General features: G+C 66.6%; 18 protein-coding genes. 12 read left to right on the top strand and 6 right to left on the bottom strand.

The features are described from left to right. Positions 1–120: 120 nt before the first annotated feature. The 7 genes from OC184_RS02295 (at position 121) to OC184_RS02265 (ending at position 11,737) form a co-directional block, all read left to right on the top strand. A complete protein-coding gene (locus tag OC184_RS02295; protein WP_378926851.1) occupies positions 121–1,362 on the top strand; it encodes an ABC transporter substrate-binding protein in 1,242 nt (413 codons plus the stop codon). Positions 1,363–1,435: 73 nt separating this feature from the next. Beyond that, positions 1,436–2,308 (top strand): carbohydrate ABC transporter permease, encoded by an 873-nt coding sequence (locus tag OC184_RS02290; protein WP_265505567.1) that lies wholly within the window; start codon positions 1,436–1,438, stop codon positions 2,306–2,308. A gap of 82 nt (positions 2,309–2,390) precedes the next feature. After that, positions 2,391–3,230 (top strand): carbohydrate ABC transporter permease, encoded by an 840-nt coding sequence (locus OC184_RS02285; protein ID WP_265505666.1) that lies wholly within the window; start codon positions 2,391–2,393, stop codon positions 3,228–3,230. Positions 3,231–3,234: 4 nt separating this feature from the next. Next, positions 3,235–4,341: an ABC transporter ATP-binding protein gene (locus OC184_RS02280; protein WP_265505566.1), complete on the top strand. Its 1,107-nt coding sequence runs from the start codon at positions 3,235–3,237 to the stop codon at positions 4,339–4,341. A gap of 13 nt (positions 4,342–4,354) precedes the next feature. Beyond that, positions 4,355–5,281, top strand: a complete 927-nt coding sequence (locus OC184_RS02275; RefSeq protein WP_265505565.1) for a glucokinase — start codon at positions 4,355–4,357, stop codon at positions 5,279–5,281. A gap of 118 nt (positions 5,282–5,399) precedes the next feature. Then, positions 5,400–7,274, top strand: coding sequence for an autotransporter assembly complex protein TamA (locus OC184_RS02270; protein ID WP_265505564.1), 1,875 nt, complete (start codon positions 5,400–5,402; stop codon positions 7,272–7,274). Then, on the top strand, positions 7,274–11,737 hold the full coding sequence (locus tag OC184_RS02265) for a translocation/assembly module TamB domain-containing protein (protein WP_265505563.1): 4,464 nt from the start codon (positions 7,274–7,276) through the stop codon (positions 11,735–11,737). Before OC184_RS02270 ends, OC184_RS02265 begins: the two co-directional genes overlap by 1 nt. 6 nt (positions 11,738–11,743) lie before the next feature. On the opposite strand, the gene OC184_RS02260 is transcribed toward OC184_RS02265, so the two are convergent. Together OC184_RS02260 and OC184_RS02255 are read right to left on the bottom strand one after the other, a co-directional pair. Further along, a complete protein-coding gene (locus OC184_RS02260; protein ID WP_265505665.1) occupies positions 11,744–13,333 on the bottom strand; it encodes a PAS-domain containing protein in 1,590 nt (529 codons plus the stop codon). A gap of 71 nt (positions 13,334–13,404) precedes the next feature. Next, positions 13,405–14,730 carry an ActS/PrrB/RegB family redox-sensitive histidine kinase gene (locus OC184_RS02255; RefSeq protein WP_265505562.1) on the bottom strand — a complete coding sequence of 442 codons (1,326 nt, stop codon included), beginning with the start codon at positions 14,728–14,730 and terminating at the stop codon, positions 13,405–13,407. A gap of 90 nt (positions 14,731–14,820) precedes the next feature. Here OC184_RS02255 and OC184_RS02250 point away from each other — a divergent pair, with 90 nt between their 5' ends. The 3 genes from OC184_RS02250 to OC184_RS02240 all read left to right on the top strand — a co-directional run bounded on the left by OC184_RS02250 (position 14,821) and on the right by OC184_RS02240 (position 16,460). Continuing rightward, positions 14,821–15,447 carry an SCO family protein gene (locus tag OC184_RS02250; protein ID WP_265505561.1) on the top strand — a complete coding sequence of 209 codons (627 nt, stop codon included), beginning with the start codon at positions 14,821–14,823 and terminating at the stop codon, positions 15,445–15,447. A 74-nt stretch (positions 15,448–15,521) separates the two neighbouring features. Then, a complete protein-coding gene (locus OC184_RS02245) occupies positions 15,522–16,073 on the top strand; it encodes an ActR/PrrA/RegA family redox response regulator transcription factor (RefSeq protein WP_265505560.1) in 552 nt (183 codons plus the stop codon). Between the two features lie 96 nt (positions 16,074–16,169). Continuing rightward, a complete protein-coding gene (locus OC184_RS02240) occupies positions 16,170–16,460 on the top strand; it encodes an H-NS histone family protein (RefSeq protein WP_322630167.1) in 291 nt (96 codons plus the stop codon). Positions 16,461–16,499: 39 nt separating this feature from the next. Here the strand turns inward: OC184_RS02240 and OC184_RS02235 are convergent, their stop codons facing one another. From OC184_RS02235 to OC184_RS02225, 3 genes are read right to left on the bottom strand one after another with little or no spacing between them, the layout of a single operon-like run. Next, on the bottom strand, positions 16,500–17,111 hold the full coding sequence (locus tag OC184_RS02235) for an HD family hydrolase (protein ID WP_265505558.1): 612 nt from the start codon (positions 17,109–17,111) through the stop codon (positions 16,500–16,502). Between the two features lie 6 nt (positions 17,112–17,117). Beyond that, positions 17,118–17,639 (bottom strand): protein-export chaperone SecB, encoded by a 522-nt coding sequence (secB, locus tag OC184_RS02230; protein ID WP_265505557.1) that lies wholly within the window; start codon positions 17,637–17,639, stop codon positions 17,118–17,120. A gap of 58 nt (positions 17,640–17,697) precedes the next feature. Then, on the bottom strand, positions 17,698–18,231 hold the full coding sequence (locus OC184_RS02225) for an FxsA family protein (RefSeq protein ID WP_265505556.1): 534 nt from the start codon (positions 18,229–18,231) through the stop codon (positions 17,698–17,700). Positions 18,232–18,343: 112 nt separating this feature from the next. On the opposite strand from OC184_RS02225, the gene OC184_RS02220 reads away from it, so the two are divergent. Both OC184_RS02220 and OC184_RS02215 read left to right on the top strand, forming a co-directional pair. After that, positions 18,344–19,000, top strand: a complete 657-nt coding sequence (locus OC184_RS02220) for a Tim44/TimA family putative adaptor protein (RefSeq protein WP_265505555.1) — start codon at positions 18,344–18,346, stop codon at positions 18,998–19,000. Then, positions 19,000–19,593: a Smr/MutS family protein gene (locus OC184_RS02215; protein WP_265505554.1), complete on the top strand. Its 594-nt coding sequence runs from the start codon at positions 19,000–19,002 to the stop codon at positions 19,591–19,593. The genes OC184_RS02220 and OC184_RS02215 overlap by 1 nt, the downstream gene beginning before the upstream one ends. Here the strand turns inward: OC184_RS02215 and OC184_RS02210 are convergent. Next, positions 19,590–19,769, bottom strand: coding sequence for a PLDc N-terminal domain-containing protein (locus OC184_RS02210; RefSeq protein WP_265505553.1), 180 nt, complete (start codon positions 19,767–19,769; stop codon positions 19,590–19,592). The genes OC184_RS02215 and OC184_RS02210 overlap by 4 nt on opposite strands. Between the last annotated feature and the right edge of the window lie 44 nt (positions 19,770–19,813).

Below are 19,813 nucleotides of genomic sequence, written 5' to 3'. Positions count from 1 at the left end.
TGACGTCGCGAAATCTGCCGGCCGCATGGCTGCATTGCGTTGCGCAGATGGCAGCGGCTTTGGCATCATCCGGGAACATGCGGATCATCGAATCCGCAAGGGAAAGATCTGGGAGGATCCATGCACATGAAATCCGTTCTGGCGGCTTCGACCGCCGTGATGCTGGCTGGGCCGGTGATGGCCGAACCCACTGCCGAAGTGCTGCACTGGTGGACCTCGGGCAGCGAGGCGCAGTCGATCGCCGTCCTGCAGGAGCAGTTTAAGGCCGAAGGCGGCACCTGGACCGACATGCCGGTCGCAGGCGGCGGCGGCGACGCCGCGATGACCGCGCTGCGCGCCCGCGTGCTGGCCGGCAACGCCCCCACCGCGGTGCAGCTGAAAGGCCCCGCGATCCAGGAATGGTACGAGGAAACCGGCTTGGCCGACATCGGTACCGTCGCCGAGGAGAACAACTGGGCCGAGGTCCTGCCCGACCGCATCGCCGAGCACATGAAGTGCGAAGGCCAGTGGTGCGCCGCGCCGGTGAACGTCCACCGCGTGAACTGGATCTGGGGCAACAAGCAGATCCTGGACGAACACGGCATCGAGATGCCGACCACCTGGGAAGAATTCAACGCAGCCGCCGAAAAGCTGCAGGCCGCCGGCGTCACGCCACTGGCCCATGGCGGCCAGAACTGGCAGGACGCGACGATCTTCGAAACCGTCGTCCTGGGCCTGGGCGGGCCGGAATTCTATCAGAAGGCGCTGGTCGACCTGGATCCCGAGGCGCTGACCTCTGACACGATGAAGCAGGTCTTTGACCAGATGCGGACCATCCGCGGCTATGTCGACGACAACTTCTCGGGCCGCGACTGGAACCTGGCGACGGCCATGGTCATGAACGGCGAGGCCGCCTTCCAGATCATGGGTGACTGGGCAAAGGGCGAATTCCTGGCGGCCGGCCAGGAGCCGGGCGTCGATTTTGTCTGCGCGCCGACGCCGGGCGAGGGCTTCCTTTATAACGTCGACAGCTTCGCCTTCTTCGAGCTGGACGGCGAGGAGAAGCAGCAGGGCCAGCAGCTTCTGGCCAAGCTGATCATGGGGCCTGAATTCCAGAAGACCTTCAACCTGAACAAGGGTTCGATCCCCGCACGCAACGACGTGGCGCTGGACGACTTCGACGACTGCGCCAAGCAGTCGGCCGAGGCGATGGCGCAGGGGTCCGAGGACGGCTCGCTGCTGCCCAGCTATGCCCATGGCATGGCGCTGCGCGGCGCGCCGGCCGGTGCGATCACCGACGTGGTGACCGCGCATTTCAACAGCGACATGTCGTCCGAGGACGCCGTGCAACAGCTGGCAGACGCCGTCGCGAACGCGATGTGATGACGGCGTAACTTGCCCCGCGCCCGGTCGGAAAGGCCAGGGCGCGGGGTTTTTCTTTGGGGGTTTGTCCGACATGGAATGGCTTGACCGCAACGTGCCCAAGCTGGTCTTGGCGCCGTCCTGCGTGGCGATCCTGGTCTTCGTCTATGGCTTCATTGCCTGGACCGCCTGGATCAGCTTCACGAAATCCCGCCTGATGCCGCGATACGAGCTGGACGGCATCGGCCAGTACGAACGCCTGTTTGCCGCGCCGCGTTGGGACGTGGCAATGAACAACCTGTTCATCTTCGGCGGGTTGTTCATCGTGATCTCGATGGTGATCGGGCTGGCGCTGGCGATCTTCCTGGACCAGAAGATCCGGGCCGAGGGCGTGCTGCGCACCATCTACCTTTATCCCATGGCGCTGTCGCTGATCGTGACCGGCACCGCTTGGAAATGGATCCTGAACCCGGGGCTTGGCATTCAGGAGGCCGTGCGCGGCTGGGGGTTCGAAGGCTTCACCTTCGACTGGTTGATCCGCCCCGAGATGGCGATCTATACCATCGTGCTGGCGGCGGTCTGGCAGGCGTCGGGCTTTGTCATGGCGCTGTTCCTGGCCGGCCTGCGTTCGGTCGACACCGAGATCATCCGCGCGGCCCAGGTCGACGGCATCCCCACGCACCGCATCTATTCCGCGATCATCATTCCGACGATGGCGCCGATCTTCTTGTCCGCCTTCATCGTTCTGGCGCACCTGGCCATCAAGGCCTTCGACCTGGTGATCGCGCTGACCGGCGGCGGTCCCGGCTATGCCACCGACCTGCCCGCGACCTACATGTACGCGATGGCGTTCTCGCGCGGCGACCTGGGGCAGGCGGCGTCCAGCGCCATGATCATGATGCTGGTCATCTTCGCCATCGTCGTGCCCTACCTCTACAGCGAATTGAGGCCGCGCCGTGACCAGTAGAACCGTCCTGACCAAGCGCCTGTCGCGCGACACGCTGACCACGCCGCAGACCGGTTCGGTCGCCAAGGGCCGTCGCAACACGATGCTGCGCTGGGGCCTCTATGCGATCCTGATCCTCTTCGCGCTGTTCTACCTGATGCCGCTGTTCGTCATGCTGACGACATCGCTGAAAAGCCTCGAGGAGATCCGCACCGGCAGCCTGCTGGCCCTGCCGCGAGAGATCACCTTCGCCCCCTGGGCCGAGGCCTGGTCCAGCGCCTGCGCCGGCACCCAGTGCGAGGGCCTACGCCCGTTCTTCTGGAACAGCGTCCTGATGGCGGTGCCGGCGGTCGCGATCTCGACCGTGATCGGGGCGCTGAACGGCTACGTCTTCGCGCAGTGGCGCTTTCCCGGCGCGAACCTGTTCTTTGCGGCGATTCTCTTCGGCTGCTTCATCCCCTTCCAGGTGGTGCTGCTGCCCATGGCGCAGATGCTGGGCCTGATGGGGCTGGCGGGCACGATTCCGGGACTGATCTTCGTCCATGTCATCTATGGCATCGGCTTCACCACGCTGTTCTTCCGCAACTACTATGTCACCATTCCGCAGGAACTGGTGCGGGCGGCCAAGGTGGACGGCGCGGGCTTCTTCCGCATCTTCTTTTCCATCTTCCTGCCGCTGTCGCTGCCGATCATCACCGTGTCGGTCATCTGGCAGTTCACGCAGATCTGGAACGACTTTCTGTTCGGCGTGTCGTTCAGCGGTCCCGGCAGCCAGCCGGTAACCGTCGCGCTGAACAACATCGTCAACTCCACCACCGGCGTGAAGGCCTACAACGTGGACATGGCCTCGGCGATCATCGCCGCCCTGCCCACGCTGCTGGTCTATGTCGTCGCCGGCAAATACTTCATCCGCGGCCTGACCGCCGGCAGCGTCAAGGGATAAGCCCATGCCGATCCTCGAAATCGACCATCTGCAGAAAGCCTATGGCGACACGCACATCCTGCACGACATCAACATCAGCATCGAGGAGGGCGACTTTCTGGTGCTGGTGGGCCCGTCGGGCTGCGGCAAGTCCACGCTGCTGAACTGCATCGCGGGACTTGAACCGATCACCGGCGGCACCGTCCGCATCGCCGGCCGCGACGTCACGGGCGTGTCGCCCAAGGACCGCGACATCGCCATGGTGTTCCAGTCCTACGCGCTCTACCCGACCATGTCGGTGGCCAAGAACATCACCTTCGGCATGAAGGTTCGCGGCGTCGACAAGGCGACGCAGGACCAGAAGCTGGCCCAGGTCGCCAGCCAGCTGCAGATCGAGCCGCTTCTGAATCGCAAGCCCGGCCAACTGTCGGGCGGCCAGCGTCAGCGCGTCGCCATGGGCCGGGCGCTGGTGCGCGATCCCAAGCTGTTTCTTTTCGACGAACCGCTGTCGAACCTGGACGCCAAGCTGCGGGTCTCCATGCGGACCGAGATCAAGAAGCTGCACCAGGACCTGAACGCGTCGATCGTCTATGTCACCCATGACCAGATCGAGGCGATGACCCTGGCGACCCGCATCGTCGTCATGAAGGGCGGCGTGATCCAGCAGATCGGTACACCGGCCGAGATTTATAATCGGCCTGCCAACATGTTCGTGGCCGATTTCATGGGCAGCCCGGCGATGAACCTGATCCCCGCCCGCGTCCGGTCCGAGGCTGGCCAGACCCGGATCGAGATCGACCGTTCGGGTGACGCGCCCCTGGTCATCACCGACCCGGTGTCGCGCGACCTGCCGGCCGAGATCGTCCTGGGCGTCCGTCCCGAGGACATCCACGAGGCCACCGGCAACGCGCATCTGCCGGGCACCGCCCAGGGCGCGGGCGGCGATGTGATGATCGACATCGTCGAGCCGGCGGGCGCGGACACCTTTGCGGTGACGCATCTGGGCGGCAAGCCGGTGACGGCGCGGCTGCGCGCGGAAAGCGCGGTGCGGGCGCGGGCGCCGTTTCCGCTGGCCTTCGACCTCTCGAAAGTGTCCTACTTCTCACCTAAGGATGGTGAACGTCTGAACTGAAGAGGGTGACGGCATGGCGGTGCTTCTGGGGGATGTGGGCGGCACGAACGCCCGGCTGGCGATCGCGGGCAACGGCAGCATCGACCCGGCCACCGTCACGCGGTTCAGGGGCGACGACTTCGCCAGCTTCGACGACGTGGTGCGGCAGTTCATGGCCGAACAGCACCAGCCGCGTGTCTCGGCCCTGTGCATCGCGGTCGCAGGGCCGGTCAGCGGTGGGCAGGCGCGGCTGACCAACCGCGACTGGTCCTTCGACGAACAGAACCTGGCCAGGTTGACCGATGCCGACCAGGTGCGGCTGATCAACGACCTGACGGCCCTGGGCTACGCGACGCCCACCCTGACCGCCGACGGCGTCACCGTCCTGCGCCAGGCGCCCGCGCACCGGGCGCGAAATGGGCAGGCGCTGGTGGTCGGCCTTGGCACCGGCTTCAACGTCTGCGCCATACGCGTGCTGTCCGGCGGCGCGATCACCGCGCTCGAGGCCGAGGAGGGGCACACCCACCTGCCCGCCAACATCATGGCACGCCTGATCGACCGTGTCGGCGCCGATGCCGCGCAAGGCTTCTTCTCGACCGAGGAGACCTTCGCCGGGCGCGGGTTGTCGCGCCTGCATGCCGCGATGACCCGCAGCGCGCCGATCCGCAGCGAGGACGTGGCCCGCGCGGCCGAGGGTGGCGATCCGGATGCCGTCGCGACCTATGACTTCTTCACGGAACTGGTCGGTCTGCTCTGCCGGGAACTGGCGCTGCGCTTCATGCCGCTGGACGGAATGTTCCTGGCCGGCAGCGTCGGGCGCAGCATCGCCGACCGGATGGACCGCTTCCAGCCCGCCTTCCTGGCGCAGGAACATATGCGCCACATCCCTGAAAACACGCCGGTCTTCCTGATCCGCGATGACATGGCCGCTCTGCAGGGCTGTCTGGCCGCGTTGACCTGAGGGGCACAGCCTGCAGAAAGCGTGATCGGGCGGTCCGTGCCATCCGGCAAGTTGCGCTGGATTCCTTGGGGTGATCCTGTTTCAATCGGTCCAAGCACCAAGAAAACGGGCAGGACCGATGCGGGCATATCTCAGGGCGATGATGGTGGCGGGCGTGACCCTTGGCGTGGCGGGGGCGGCGCTGGCGCAATCCTCGTCCTCGCCCTTCTCGGGCCTCTTCGGCGGCGGCAGCGAGGCCGAGGGTCCCGTCGACCTGGACGTCCGCGTCGCGGGGGACGAGGACGGGCTGGCCCGGCAGATCCGGCAGACCTCGTTGATCACGGGCGCCCTGAACGAGGATCGGACCACCGGCCAGGACATCCTGGCGGCCGCGCGCGGCGACTACGCCCGCATCCTGGGGCTGCTCTATGACAACGGGTATTACGACGCGGTCGTGCACATCCTGCTGGACGGGGTCGAGGCGGCCGAGATCGCGCCCCTGGACGCGCCCGAGGTCATCCGGCAGGCGGTGATCGTCGTCGAGCCGGGGCCGGCCTTCGAATTCTCGCGCGCGGCCATCGCGCCCCTGGCGCCGGGCACCGACATTCCAACCGATTACGATCGCGGAGAGACTGCGGGAACCGGCACCATCCGCCGCGCCGCGCTGGCGGGCGTCGCCGGCTGGCGGGACTTTGGCCACCCCAAGGCGGAAGTCGGTGACCAGCAGATCGTCGCCAATCACGACAGCAACACCGTCGACAGCCAGATCGGCCTGGCCCCCGGCCCGCTGGCGACTTTCGGCCAGCTCAGCGTCAGCGGCAACCAGCGCCTGTCCGAACGGCGCCTGCGCAAGATCGCCGGCTATCCCGAAGGCACGCGCTTCGATCCGGACGACCTTGAAACGGTGCGCAAGCGCCTGCGCCGCAGCGGCGTCTTCTCGGCGATCACGCTGGAAGAGGCCGAGACGCTGGGGCCGGGAAATTCGCTGGACGTGGACCTGACCGTGGTCGAACAGAAGCCTCGCCGCATCGGCGCCGGCTTCGAGTTTTCAAACACCGACGGCATCCTGGTGTCGGCCTACTGGATGCACCGCAACCTGCTGGGCGGCGGTGAACGGCTGCGGATCGAGGGGCAGGTCAAGGATATCGGCTCCGAGACCAGCGACCGCGACGACGAGATCACGATCCGCCTGGACCGTCCGGCCACGCTGACCCCCGACACCACCGGTTATATCGAGACCGAGGCGGCGCGGATGCGCGAGGAAGACTACGACGAGGACCGAGCCAGCATCGCACTGGGCTTCAGCCATATCTTCCGCGACGAAGAGGACGAGCTGCTGACGGCAGACATCTCGATGCAGTACCAGTATTCGCGGGTCTTCGACGACGAACGGCAGACGGACTTCAAGGTCCTGGCCCTGCCGATCGAGACCATCTGGGACCGCCGGGTCGAACGCAACAACGCCAAGCGCGGGTTCTATCTGTCGGGCGACCTGACGCCCTTCTACGGGTTCGAGAACACCGGAACCGGCGTCCAGACCCTGGGCGAGGGGCGGATCTTCCGCAGCTTCGGTGCCGAGGACCGGTTCACCCTGGCCGGGCGGGTGCGCGCCGGGTCGATCTTCGGCAGCGACATCGAGGATACGCCGCGGAACTACCTGTTCTTCTCGGGCGGCGGCGGATCGGTCAGGGGCCACCCCTACCAGTCGCTCGGCGTCGAGGTGATCGACGGGCCCGACGGCCCGATCAAGACCGGCGGCATGAGCGTCGCCAACGCCACAGCCGAATTCCGCTTCCAAGTCCGAGAGAGGATCGGGCTGGCCGCCTTCGTCGACTATGGCCGGGTGTGGACCGAAAGCGGGTTCGAGGGCGACGGCGGCGACCAGACCGGCGCCGGCGTCGGGGTTCGCTATGACACGCCCGTCGGACCACTGCGCTTCGATGTCGCCGCGCCCGTCGCCGGCGAGACCGGCAGCGGCGTTCAGCTCTATCTTGGACTGGGACAGGCATTCTGATGCGCACGATATGGATCATCCTTCTGGCCCTGCTGTTCCCGCTGGCCGCGCTGGCGCAGGACGCCGATCAGACCGACGAGGATCGCGGCTTCCTGACGGGGCTTCTGGAAGACAACCTGTCCGGCGCCGGTCGTCAGGTCACGATCGACGGCTTCCAAGGGGCGCTGTCGTCGCGGGCGACCTTCGACGAGATCCGCATCGCTGACGATGAGGGCGTCTGGCTGACCCTGCGCAACGGGGCGATCCAGTGGAACCGCTCGGCCCTGCTGCGCCGCCGGATCGAGATCGCTGAACTGTCCGCCGAGGAGATCCTGCTGCCCCGCCTGCCGCAGGGCGAGGAAAGCGCCGTCCAGGCCGAAGCTCCGGTCTTTGCGCTGCCCGAACTGCCGGTCTCGATCGACATCGAGCAGATCAGGGCCGAGCGCGTCGAGCTGGGCGAGCCGGTGATCGGCGTCGAGGCCGCGCTGAGCGTGAACGGCAGCCTCAGCCTAGAAGGTGGCGAGGGTACGGCGCAGCTGACCATCGACCGACTGGACGGGCCGCGAGGCCAATTCGTGCTGGACGCGGGCTATTCGAACGAGACCGGCGTCCTGCGCCTGAACCTGGCGCTGGACGAGGCCGAGGACGGGCTTCTGGTCAACCTCGCCAACATCCATGACAAGCCCGCCGTGACCGCCCAGATCAGCGGCGAGGGCGAACTGAGCGACTTCACCGCCGACATCCGCCTGGCCACCGACGGCCAGCCGCGCATCATCGGCCAGGTCAGCGCCAACAGCGAAACCGGCCCCGACGGCACCCCCGGCACGGCCTTCCGGTTCCAGCTAGGCGGCGATATCGCCACGCTGCTGCCGCCTGACGACCGCGCCTTCTTCGGTCAAGAGACGCAGCTGCTGGCCGAAGGCTGGCGCGCCGAGACCGGGCGGCTGGAGATTCCCGAACTGGACATCCGGACCCAGGCGCTGCGGATCTCTGGGTCGCTGGCGACGAATGACCAGTCGGCCCCGCAGAGCGCCGAGTTGCTGGTGACCCTGGGCCGCGACGCCGAAGCGGCGCAGGTCCCGGTTCCCCTGCCGTTCGCCGATGGCGCGACCGTGGAATCGGGCCGCCTGACGCTGGAATACGACGCGGCCGAGGGGCAGGGCTGGACCTTGGACGGGCGCGTGGGCGAACTGGTGCTGGACAACGTGGCCCTCGGCGCGCTGGACCTGAACGGGTCCGGCGAGGTCGTCCTGAACGATGGGGCGCTGTCCGAAGTGACTGGAGGCCTTGGCTTCGCGGCCCGCGAGCTGGCCTTCGACAACCCCGATCTGGCCCAGGCCATCGGCCAGCAGATCAAGGGCGAGGCCCAGTTCAACTTCACCCCCGGCAACGCCGTCGACATCACCGACCTGACCATCGACGGTGCCGATTACGGGCTGACCGGCAACTTCCTGGTGTCGGGCCTGTCCAGCGGCATCACGCTGTCGCTGGATACTGACGCCCGCTACAGCGATCTGTCCCGCCTGTCAGGACTGGCCGGGCGCCCGCTGGCCGGGGCGGCCAATGCTTCCGTGCAGGGATATTACACGCTCTTGAACGATGGCTTCGACATCGACGCCACGGTGATCGGCACCGACATCTCGGTCGACCAGCCGCAACTGGACGGGCTGCTGGGCGGCAGGTCCACCATCGAGTTGCAGGCCCGGCGAGACGAAACCGGGCTGGAGATCGAGAACCTCAGCATCGACGCGAACCAGCTGACGGCGCAGGCAGAAGGCCTGATCAGCAGCCTGTCCAGCAACCTGACGGCGCAGATCTCGATGCCGGCGCTGTCCGAGGTCGATCCCGCCTATGCCGGTTCGCTGCAGGCCGAGGCCGTCCTGTCGGGCGCGCAGGGGCAGCGCCGCCTGACCATCTCGGGAGAGGCCGGGGATCTGAGCCTGGGCATTGAGGCGCTGGACAATGCCCTGGACGGCACGACCACGCTGACCGCCATCGCGGCCGAGACCGAGGCGGGCTATCAGCTGGAGACCTTCCAGCTGTCAAACCCGCAGCTGAGCGCCGAGGCCGAGGGCAGCTTTGCCCAAGGCGCGTTGGACGCGGTCGCCAGTTTCCAGATCGCCGAGCTGTCGGCGATCCGGCCCGAATGGTCCGGCAGCCTGGAGGCCCGTGCCGAGCTGTCCGAAGAGGACGGCGCAAGGCTGATTGAACTGACGGGGCAGGGGCAGAACCTGTCTTTCGGATCTGGCACCGACGACGCGCTGACCGGCACGACGCAGCTGGCCCTGCGCGCGTCCGAGCGTGATGGCGTGATCACGATCAGCGAGGGCCGGCTTGTGAACGACCAGCTGAGCGCCACGGTCGAGGGGGTCTATGGCGAAGGCGTGACCGACATCTCTGGCGTGGTCGACGTCAATTCACTGGCGCCCTTCGGTCCTGGTTGGCAGGGTAGTCTGCAGGCCGAGGGGAGCTTTCAGGAAACTGGCGAAGGCGCCCGCCGGCTGGAGGTGACGGGCACTGCGCAGGACCTGTCTCTCGGGCAGGCGCAGGTGGACGGCGCCCTGGCCGGCGAAACACGCTTCGCGATCACCGGCGTCGAAACCGACGGCGTCTTCGTGATCGACACCGCCGTCATCGAGAACCCGCGCCTATCGGCCAGCGCCACTGGCCAGGTCGGTGCCGAGGCGACGGACGTGACTGTCCAGCTGGACGCGGATGACCTGCGGTTCCTTGGCAACGGCATCGGCGGTGCGGTCGAGGCCGAAGCGCGTCTGGTGGCCGAGGGCGATACGCGCCTGATCGAGGCCAGCGGCACCGCCAGCGGCCTGTCCATCGGGCAGCCGCGCGTGGATCCGATCCTGCGCGGGCAGACGAGCTTCGATCTGGCGGCCAGCCTGGGGCCGGACGGAATCTCGATCCAGAACCTGGACGTCGACAATCCGCAGCTGCAGGTGACGGCGGATGGTTCGCCCTCGGGCGGGATCAATCTGGATGCGCGCTTGCAGGACCTTGGGCTTCTGGTGCCGCAATTGCCGGGCCCTGCCACGGTGACGGGCACGATCCGTGAACAGGGCGACAGCTTCGCCGTCGATCTTGACGCGACAGCGCCCGGCGACACGCAGATCCAGGTGACTGGCACGGCGGCGCGCGACGGATCGACCGCGGATCTGTCTATCACCGGCAGTGCGGACGCGGCGCTGGCCAACAGCACCCTGCGGACCCGCAGCGTGTCGGGACCGGTGCGGATCGACCTGCAGCTGCAGGGTGCGCCGTCGCTGCAGGCGCTGTCGGGGCAGGTGCGCCTGACGGACGGCCAGCTGGCCGATCCCGGCCTGGGCCTGCGGCTTGAGGATATCGACGTGACGGCCGGCTTCCAGGGCGGTGGCATCCAGATCGACGGGGCGGCCAATGTTGCCGCGGGCGGCAGCCTGTCGCTGTCGGGCCCGGTGAACCCGGCGACAGGGGCAGTCGATATCGCGGTCGACTTGAACGATGTCGTTCTGCGTGACCCGAACCTCTACGAGACGCGGCTCAGCGGAGACGTGAACATCCAGGGATCGGCCGCCACCGGGCAGCTGATCTCGGGCGAGATCACCTTGGGCGAGACCGAGTTCCGCATCCCCTCGACCGGGCTGGGCGGCGCGCGGGCCATTCCCGACATCACCCATGTCGGCGGGCAGCGGCCGCCGGTCCGTGCCACCCGGGCCCGCGCCGGCCTCGAGGGTTATCCCAGCCAAGCGGCCGACGCCGCTGGCCTGGCGGGTCCGCCCGCCACGCCGCCTGCCAACCCCCCGCGACTGGATCTGACGATCAACGCGCCGAACCAGGTCTTCATCCGCGGTCGCGGCGTCGATGCCGAACTGGGCGGCAGCTTCCGGATCACCGGCACCCCGCGCAATATCGTTCCGATCGGCAACTTGGAACTGATCCGGGGGCGGGTCGATCTGCTGGGCAACCGCTTCGACCTGACCGAGGGCCTGGTCGAATTGCAGGGCAGCCTGGTGCCCGTCATCCGCCTGGTCGCCGAAACCGAGCGCGACGGCATCACCACTCGCATCATCATCGACGGCGAGATCCGCGATCCCGAGATCACCTTCGAGTCCTCGCCCGACCTGCCGCAGGAGGAGGTGCTGTCGCAGCTGCTGTTCGGCCGCGGGCTGGGCAGCATCAGCCCGCTTCAGGCGGCGCAGCTGGCCAACGCGATCGCCGTTCTGGCCGGGCGCGGGGGCGACGGGATCATCGGCAACCTGCGCGAAAGCGCGGGGCTGGACGACCTGGACCTGACGACCGACGACGACGGCAACATTGAACTGCGGGCCGGACGCTATCTGTCCGAGAACCTGTATACCGACGTCTCGGTCGGAGAGAGCGGGACCTCGACGATCAACCTGAACCTCGACATCACTGATTCGCTGCGCGCGCGCGGGTCGGTCGGAAGCGACGGAGAAAGCTCGGTCGGCGTCTTCTTCGAGCGAGACTATTAGAGCGGATTAGTCGGCGCCGATGGCATTCGGCAGGGGGCGGGGAAGCATGTCGGCGCCTATGGCGTGGCTGGATGTCAGCGGCTGCGCGGCAGAGGGACGAAAGCGGAGCATCCGTCGCCCCCCCGAAAGGTTCGTGACCGTCCAGCCAAGAAGCTGCCCCTCGGGTCCGGCCATGGCGCCGCCGGTCTTGGGCGGCTCGGCCAAGGTCAGCGCCTCTCGCAGGGCGGCGAATCCGGGACCGGTCCGGGTTGCGTCCTCCCACGTGCGGATCGCGGCCGACAGATCGGCGGGCGGCGCGCCCCACAGCCCGCGATAGGCTTGGTTGCATAGGACCAGCTGTCCTGTCGGCGCAAAGACGGCCAGAGCGTCGTCCAGCCCGTCGAGGACATGCGCCCCCAGCATCAGGTCGGCGCGGAACTTGCGGGTCAGAGAAATTTCGGAGGTGATGTTCTCGAACAGGAACGCGACGGCGCCGTCGGGATGCGGGCGGCCGGTGACGCGATAAGTCTGGCCGCCGGGCAGGGACCATGTCTCGACATGGTGGCCGGTCGCGGCGGCGCTTTCCAGGTTCGCCATATGCTGGCGCCAACTGCGGTAATCTTTGGGCTCGGGCACCATGCGCAATTCGCGAAGCTGGTCGAGGAAGTCGAACAGCGTCGGCCGCGCCGTCAGGAAGCCGGTCGGCAGCCCGGTCAGGTCGATGAGCGCAGGGTTGAAGAGCTGCAGGTTCCGCTTCTGGTCGAAGATCGCAAGCCCGATCGGCAGGTCGGCGAAGGTCTTGGTCAGCGTCTGCACGAATTCGCGCAGGCTGCGTTCCGCACGTACCGCCGCGTCGGCGGGCAGGGCGAACATCATCACCTGATCGCCCGTCCTGTGGGTATGGCAGTCGAACCATGACACCACGCCGTGATCCTCCAGCGCCGAGCGGCGGGTCGAACTGCCCGGCACCTGCTTCGGCGTATCCAGAAGCCGCGGCAGCGGCCAGCCAAGCGCCCCGTCGCCGCGCGACTCCGCACGGCGCAGATAGGCGGCATTGGCCCAGGTCACACGGTCTTCGGCATCCAGGCGCCACACCAGCATCGGCGTCTGGTCCAATGCCCCACGCAGCAGGTGCAGCTCTTCCTCCATCGCCTGAAGCGAGAGCGAATCGACCACAATGCCGGCATGTTCGGCCCCCGGATCGGTCAGCGTCAGGCGCCAGAGGCCGCCGCCCAGATCCTCGACGGTCAGGCGCAGCGTGGCCTGGCCGTGCCCCTGCTGGCCCAGCATCTCGATCCGGCCCTGCCGGCTCAGGTCGGCCAGCCGGTCGGCCGCCTCGGGAAAGTGCGGCCCGATCCAGCGCATGAGACGCAACCAATCGTCGTCAGGTGCCCCAATTCGGTCCAGCAGGGCGCGCGCCGGCGGCGTCGCATCGACCAGCATGTTGCCGCGGAACAGGAACACCATCGGCTGAACCTGTCCTTCGACTGCAAGCGCGGATCGGATGCCGATTCCCATGCCGTTTCTGCGGTCCCAGATGCGGATCATCACGATCGCCAGAAGAACCGAGGCGGTGCCGCTGAAGATCGCCACCGCTACCAAAGCCAAACCATTCATATCCACCGCCAGCGCCGTTTTCACGTCGACGTGACCATAATCGCGGCGTGATTAACAGTCGGTTAAGGCCCTCAGGTTTCGATCGAGGGATTATGCGTCAACGCCACCCGGTCCCTGGCGCGGATGCGGTCGATAGGCCAGCGCACCGACACGACGGCGCCCGGCCCGCCATTGGCGAAGCTGAGGCGCGCTCCCGAGCGTTCGAGCAGCGTCTTGGCGATGAAGAGGCCAAGGCCCATGCCTTCATAGCTGCCGCGCTGTGCGTCTGCGCGGCGCGACAGGTACGGATCGCCGATCCGCGACAGAAGCTGCGGCGGATAGCCCGGCCCGTCGTCGCGCACGGTCACCACCAGTAAACCCGGTGTCTCCTGCGTCTCGATCACCACGCGGCTTTCGGCGAAGTCGACGGCGTTCTGGATCAGGTTGCGCAGGCCGTGGATGATCGCGGGGTCGCGGCGGACGACCGGTCCCTCGGCATGGATCTCGACCAGGGGGCCACGGTCGGCATGGGGGCTGGCGGCGTCCTCCAGCACGGCCCGCAGCGGGGCAGCCCGCATGTGCAGGTCATGCTTCCCCGCCCGACCCATGCTGCGCAGGATCGCCGCGCAGCGATCTGCCGAGTCGCGCAGGGCGATGGCGTCGGCATGCAGCTCTGGATCGTCCTTCAGCTCGTCCGCCAGCTCTCCGGCGATCAGCTTGATCGTCGCAAGCGGAGTGCCCATTTCGTGCGCGGCAGCGGCCACGACGCCGCCCAGGTGCTGCAGCCGCTGTTCGCGCGACAGCGCCATCTGCGTCGCAAAGAGCGCGTTCGAGGTGTCCGACAGCTCGGCCGTCACCCGGTGCGCATATCCCGCGAAAAACACCACGCCGATCACCAGGGCGACCCAGTGACCCAGGGCCAGGATCGGCTCCATCCGCAGAAGGTCGCCATCGGGTTCGCGCAGCGGCAGCCCCAAGGTCGCCGCCAGCGTGATCAGCGCCACCGTCGCCATGCCCAGGGCCAGTACCTGCCGCGCGTTCAGCGATGCCGCGGCGATGGTCACCGGCGCCAACACCAGCAGCGCGAAGGGGTTTGCCATGCCGCCGGTCAGCGCCATCAGGGTCGAGATCTGGACCAGGTCGAAGCCCAGCTGCAGCACCGCACGGCCGGGCGAAGTCCGCTTGGGCGGGCGCAGGAACAGCCACAGGTTCATGGTGATCGAGGCCGCGATCAGCAGCAGGACCGGCGTCTTGAGAAAGCCGATGCCCATGCTCCAGGCGACGATGACGGCAGCCATCTGCCCGCCGATGGCGAACCAGCGCAGATGCACCAGCGTGCGCATCCGGATCGGTTCGGCCTTGGGGGTGTCGATCTGCGTCGACAGGCGGTCGTCTTCCGCCTCGGGCGCGTCGGTCATCAGGAGCCCTCGCTGCGACATCGGGTGACTTGATACCTGCCGGCCGATGGGCGATCAATGCGGGCATTTGACACGCGAAGGAGGCCCCTGATGGCGGACCGGAAAATCCTGCTGATCGGAACGGCGGCCGCCGTCGGCGTCCTGGCGGGCGGTGCCCTCTTCCTGACCCAGCAGCGTGCGGGCGACCCCTATGCCCAATGCACCGGCAGCGCGGTCGCTGGCGGGATGGACAGCTTTGGGACCGAATTCACGCTGACACGCGACGACGGCCAGCGTGTCACCTCGGCCGAAGTCTTCAACCAGCCGACGCTGCTTTACTTCGGCTATACCTTCTGTCCCGACGTCTGCCCGCTGGACAGCGCGCGGAACGCCGAGGTGGCCGCGATCATGGAAGACCGTGGCGAGACGCTGCAGACGGTGTTCGTGACCGTCGATCCTCGCCGCGATACGCCCGAAGTCCTGGCGGATTACACCGACATGTTTTCCGACGACATGATCGGCCTGACCGGAAGCGAGCAGGAAATTGCCGCGGTCAATCAGGGCTGGCGGAATTACTATAAAGCAAATGACGAGGACGATCAGGAATATTACCTCGTCGACCATATGACCAATACTTATCTGGTGATGCCTGGCGGCCACACCGTCGATTATTTTCCCCGCGATGCGCTGCCCGGGGATATGGCCGACAGTGTCGGGTGTTTTCTCGATGCCACCTAAGGCATGATGTCGCACGGGATGCAAATCCGCCGATCCGGCACCATATATCTGGAACAAACCAAGAGGCGCTGAATATGGACGATATGGTTGCGCAGATCGGTCCGGACCCTTCGCTGCTGCTGGTCGACGACGACGAGATTTTCCTGACCCGCCTGGCCCGTGCCATGGAAAAGCGCGGTTTCAGGACCGAGACGTCGCAGACCGTCGCAGGGGCCATGCGGCTGATCGAAAAGCGGGCGCCGGCCTATGCTGTCGTCGACCTGCGGCTTGAGGATGGCAACGGTCTGGACGTGGTCGAGGCGCTTCGCGACAAGCGCGAGGATGCGCGGATCATCGTGCTGACCGGCTATGGCGCAATTGCCACGGCTGTGGCCGCCGTGAAAATGGGCGCGACGGATTATCTGGCCAAGCCTGCGGATGCGAACGACGTCACCTCAGCCCTGCTTTCCAGCGGAGAGGCGCTGCCGCCGCCGCCGGAAAATCCGATGTCCGCGGATCGGGTTCGCTGGGAACATATTCAGCGCGTTTACGAGCAATGTGACCGAAATGTCAGCGAAACCGCGCGGCGGCTTCATATGCACCGCCGAACGCTTCAGCGTATATTGGCTAAGCGCGGTCCCAAATAAGAAACTTATTGTAAAGATGACCGGTTTATCTATTTGTAGTGCTATTAATCCAATTGAGATGGAAGCCGGAGAAACATGGATATCGATTTCGACAAGATGTCGCTGAAGGAATTGCGGGACCTGCGGACGCGCCTCGATCGTGCGATCAATTCCTATGAGGATCGAAAGCGGCGCGAAGCGATGAATGCCATCGAGGAAGCGGCGCGCGAACATGGGTTCAATTTGGCGGAATTGACCGGAGTAAAGACCCGTCGCGGAGGAACCATTGCGCCGAAATACGTCAATCCCAACGATCCCACGATGACCTGGACCGGACGCGGCCGGCAGCCGAAATGGGTCAAGGACAGCCTGCAGTCCGGTAAGCAGCTGGAAGATCTCGCGATCTGATCGAGGAGGGGGCGCCCAGTGGCGCCCTTTTCCTTACGCCTACGATTCCGACATGTCGATCAGGTCCGTCAGCAGGTCGAAACGCTGCAGATAGCGTTTGCGGACCTCGGCCGGCGGCCGCAGGTCGATGGACAGGTCGGGCAGCAGATGCGCGTCCGGCACAGGGAACAGCCGAAACGCCTCGGCCATGTCGAAGCCCGCGATGGTGATCGCCTCGAGGCGCGCCGACACGCGATCCGCTGCCTTGATCTTGCGCTTGATCGCCAGCGGTAGGACTACAGGCAACCCGAAGCGGCGGTGGATGGCCGAGCTGAGGCGGTCATCCATCGCCCCGTATTCCTGCCCAAGCGCGGCCTTCACCGGTGAGATCATGTCGCCGATCACGTATTCTGGCGCATCGTGCAGAAGGGCCGCCAGCCGCCACTGCGGCGCGATGCCGGGGTTCAGGCGTGTCAGGATGTCCTCGACCAGCAGTGAATGTTCGGCGACGGAATAGGGCCAGTCGCCGCGCGTCTGGCCATTCCAGCGCGCGACGAAAGCCAGGCCGTGGGCGATGTCGCTGATCTCGATGTCCAGCGGCGTGGGGTCCAGAAGGTCCAGCCGGCGGCCCGACAGCATCCGCTGCCAGGCCCGGGGACGTCGCGAGGTCATCGTGCCTTAAGACAGTTTCTGGTCTGCCGGGGCGGTCTGCGCCGCCTGCGCCCGGCGCGCCAGTTCCTGACGATAGAGCGCCACGAAATCGACCGGGTCCATGTTGAACGCCGGGAAGCCGCCGTCCCGCGTCAGGTCCGAGATGATGCGACGCACGAACGGGAACAGCATGCGCGGGCATTCGATCATCAGGAACGGGTGCAGCTGGTCCTGCGGCACGCCCTCGATCTGGAAGACCCCGCCATAATCCAGCTCGGCCAGAAACAGCGTGCTGCCCTCGGTCTTGTTGGTCGAGGTGACACGGTACTTGGTGATGACCTCGTACTGGGTTTCGCTGCCGCGCTTGCGGGCGTCCAGGCTGACCTGCACGGTGATTTCCGGCTGGACCTCGCCGTGCGGGGCGCCTTTCTGGGCCACGGCGTTTTCGAACGACAGGTCGCGGATGAACTGCGCCAGGATCTGCATGCGCGGCTGCGCGGCGGGCTGGGGCTGCTGCGTGCTGCCGTTCTGGGTGTTTTCTTCGGCCATGTTCCTACCTTGCTGTTTTACGGACTTGGCCGATGTCTAGCAGGCCCGCCCCAAGCCCTCAATGCCGGGTCCAGCCCGATCCGCGGCCGGGGCGGCGCGGATCCTCGTCATCGAGGTCCGGCGGCAGGTCGACCGGCGGGCGGGCCGGGCGTTCGTCTTCGGTCACGATGAAGTCGCCGTCGATGACGCCGTCGCCGTAGGGGGGACGGTGAGCGTCGCGCCCCATCGACGTACCCACGCGGGTCACTGTGACATGCCGCGCCACCTGCCGCATCACCGCGTCGCGCACGCCCGGGATCAGCAGCAGAAGGCCGACGGTGTCGGTGAAGAACCCCGGCGTCAGCAGAAGCATGCCCGCCACCAGGATCATCACCCCATGGGCCAGGGGCCGTGTTGGATCGCGCATCTCGCTGAAGCTGCGCTGAACCTCGGCCCAGGCATGGGCGCCCTGGCTGCGCATCAGCGCCGAACCCGCGATGGCGGTCAGCACCACGATCGCCAATGTCGGCCACAGACCGATCAGTCCGCCGACCTGGATGAACAGAGCGATCTCGATGATCGGCACCGCCAGAAACAAGACCAACAGCCGCATGCGTTTTCCCCTTCCTGCAGGCGCGGAAACTGGACTTGCGCCTGACCACTCCCTACATAATGGTTTGACCACCCGATACCAACGACCCCTTTTTGCCCCAGAGGTTGCCCGAATGTCCAACCCGCTACTCCAGCTTCTTGTCCTTGCCGGGATCGCGATCTTCCTGATCCTCAGGCTGAGGAACGTGCTGGGCACGCGCGACGGCTTCGAGCCGCCCCAGGTCGATCAGCCCGCGCGGCAGCCGGCCCGCTTCGAGGTGATCGAGGGCAGCGCCGAAGAGGTCGACCACGACGTCCTGGACCATGCCGAGGCAGGCTCGCCCACCGCGAAGGCGCTGGCGGCGATGAAGCGTCAGGACAGGTCCTTCGGTGTCAACGACTTCCTCGGCGGCGCGCGCCAGGCCTATGAGATGATCCTGATGGCCTTCGAACGCGGCGACCTGTCCGAAGTGCGCCCCTTTCTCTCGGACCCGGTGGCCGAGGCCTTCCAGTCGGTGATCGATCAGCGCACGGCCCAAGGGCAGACGGTCGAGGCGCAGTATCTGGGCACCCGCGACACGGCGCTGGCGTCGGCGGAATTCGATTCCTCGACCGGCGTCGCCGAAATCTCGGTCCGCTTCGTGGGAGAACTGATCGCCGCCACCCGCAACGCCGAGGGCGATGTGGTCGAGGGTGATCCGAAGACGCCGCGCAAGCAGAAGGACCTCTGGACCTTCGCCCGAACCATGGGTCAGGACGACCCGAACTGGCAGCTTGTCGCGACCGGCTGATGCGCCGGCGCAAGGGCCTGTCACCCGAGGACGCGGACCTGTGGGCCCGCGTCGCCCGGACCGCCAAGCCGCTGAACCCAAGGATCCCGGCCGATCATCCGCAGTCGTCCCCTTTGGCGTCGACTGCGCCGGTCGTTCCCGCGGTCCCCGCGCCTGCCCTGCCGCGCTTCAGGGTCGGACAGACCGCAGCAGTCCCCGCGGCACGTCTGCCCCAGCCACAGACGCCGGCCGAGCGTCTTGCCGCCGCCGACCTGCGGATGGATGCACGCACGCATCGGAAGATGACCCAAGGAAAGCTTCGGCCCGAGGCGCGTCTGGACCTGCACGGCATGACGTTGGCCGCCGCTCAGCCGCGACTGATGCAGTTCATCCTGTCATGCCACAGCAACGGGCTGCGCCTTGTCCTGGTGATCACCGGCAAGGGACGGGGCGATCATGGACCTCTGCCGACACGTCCGGGGGCCTTGCGTCACCAGGTGCCGCACTGGCTGCACAGCCCGCCGCTGTCGGCCGTCGTGCAGCAGGTCGGCGCCGCCCATTTCCGCCACGGAGGCGAGGGTGCCTACTACGTCTATCTGCGCCGCCCGGCCTAGCGCCGATAGTTCGCCTTCGGCCCGGCGAAATACCAGATGATCAGCCCCAGGATGGGCAGGATCACGATCAGCAGGATCCACAGGATCTTGCTCTTGTTCGAAGCGTCGGTGTTGATGATCGAGGCGATCGCCCAGACATCCAGTGCAAAAACGATGATGCTGAAAAGCCACCGCATGTCGCGCCCCCTGCAGGTTTCCAGCGACCGAACACGCTTGCTCG

The organism is Paracoccus rhizosphaerae (assembly GCF_026162645.1).
GTDB classification, from domain to species: domain Bacteria; phylum Pseudomonadota; class Alphaproteobacteria; order Rhodobacterales; family Rhodobacteraceae; genus Paracoccus; species Paracoccus rhizosphaerae.
The sequence above is the reverse complement of the archived record's forward strand: the minus strand, read 5'-3'. Positions and strand labels throughout refer to the sequence as shown.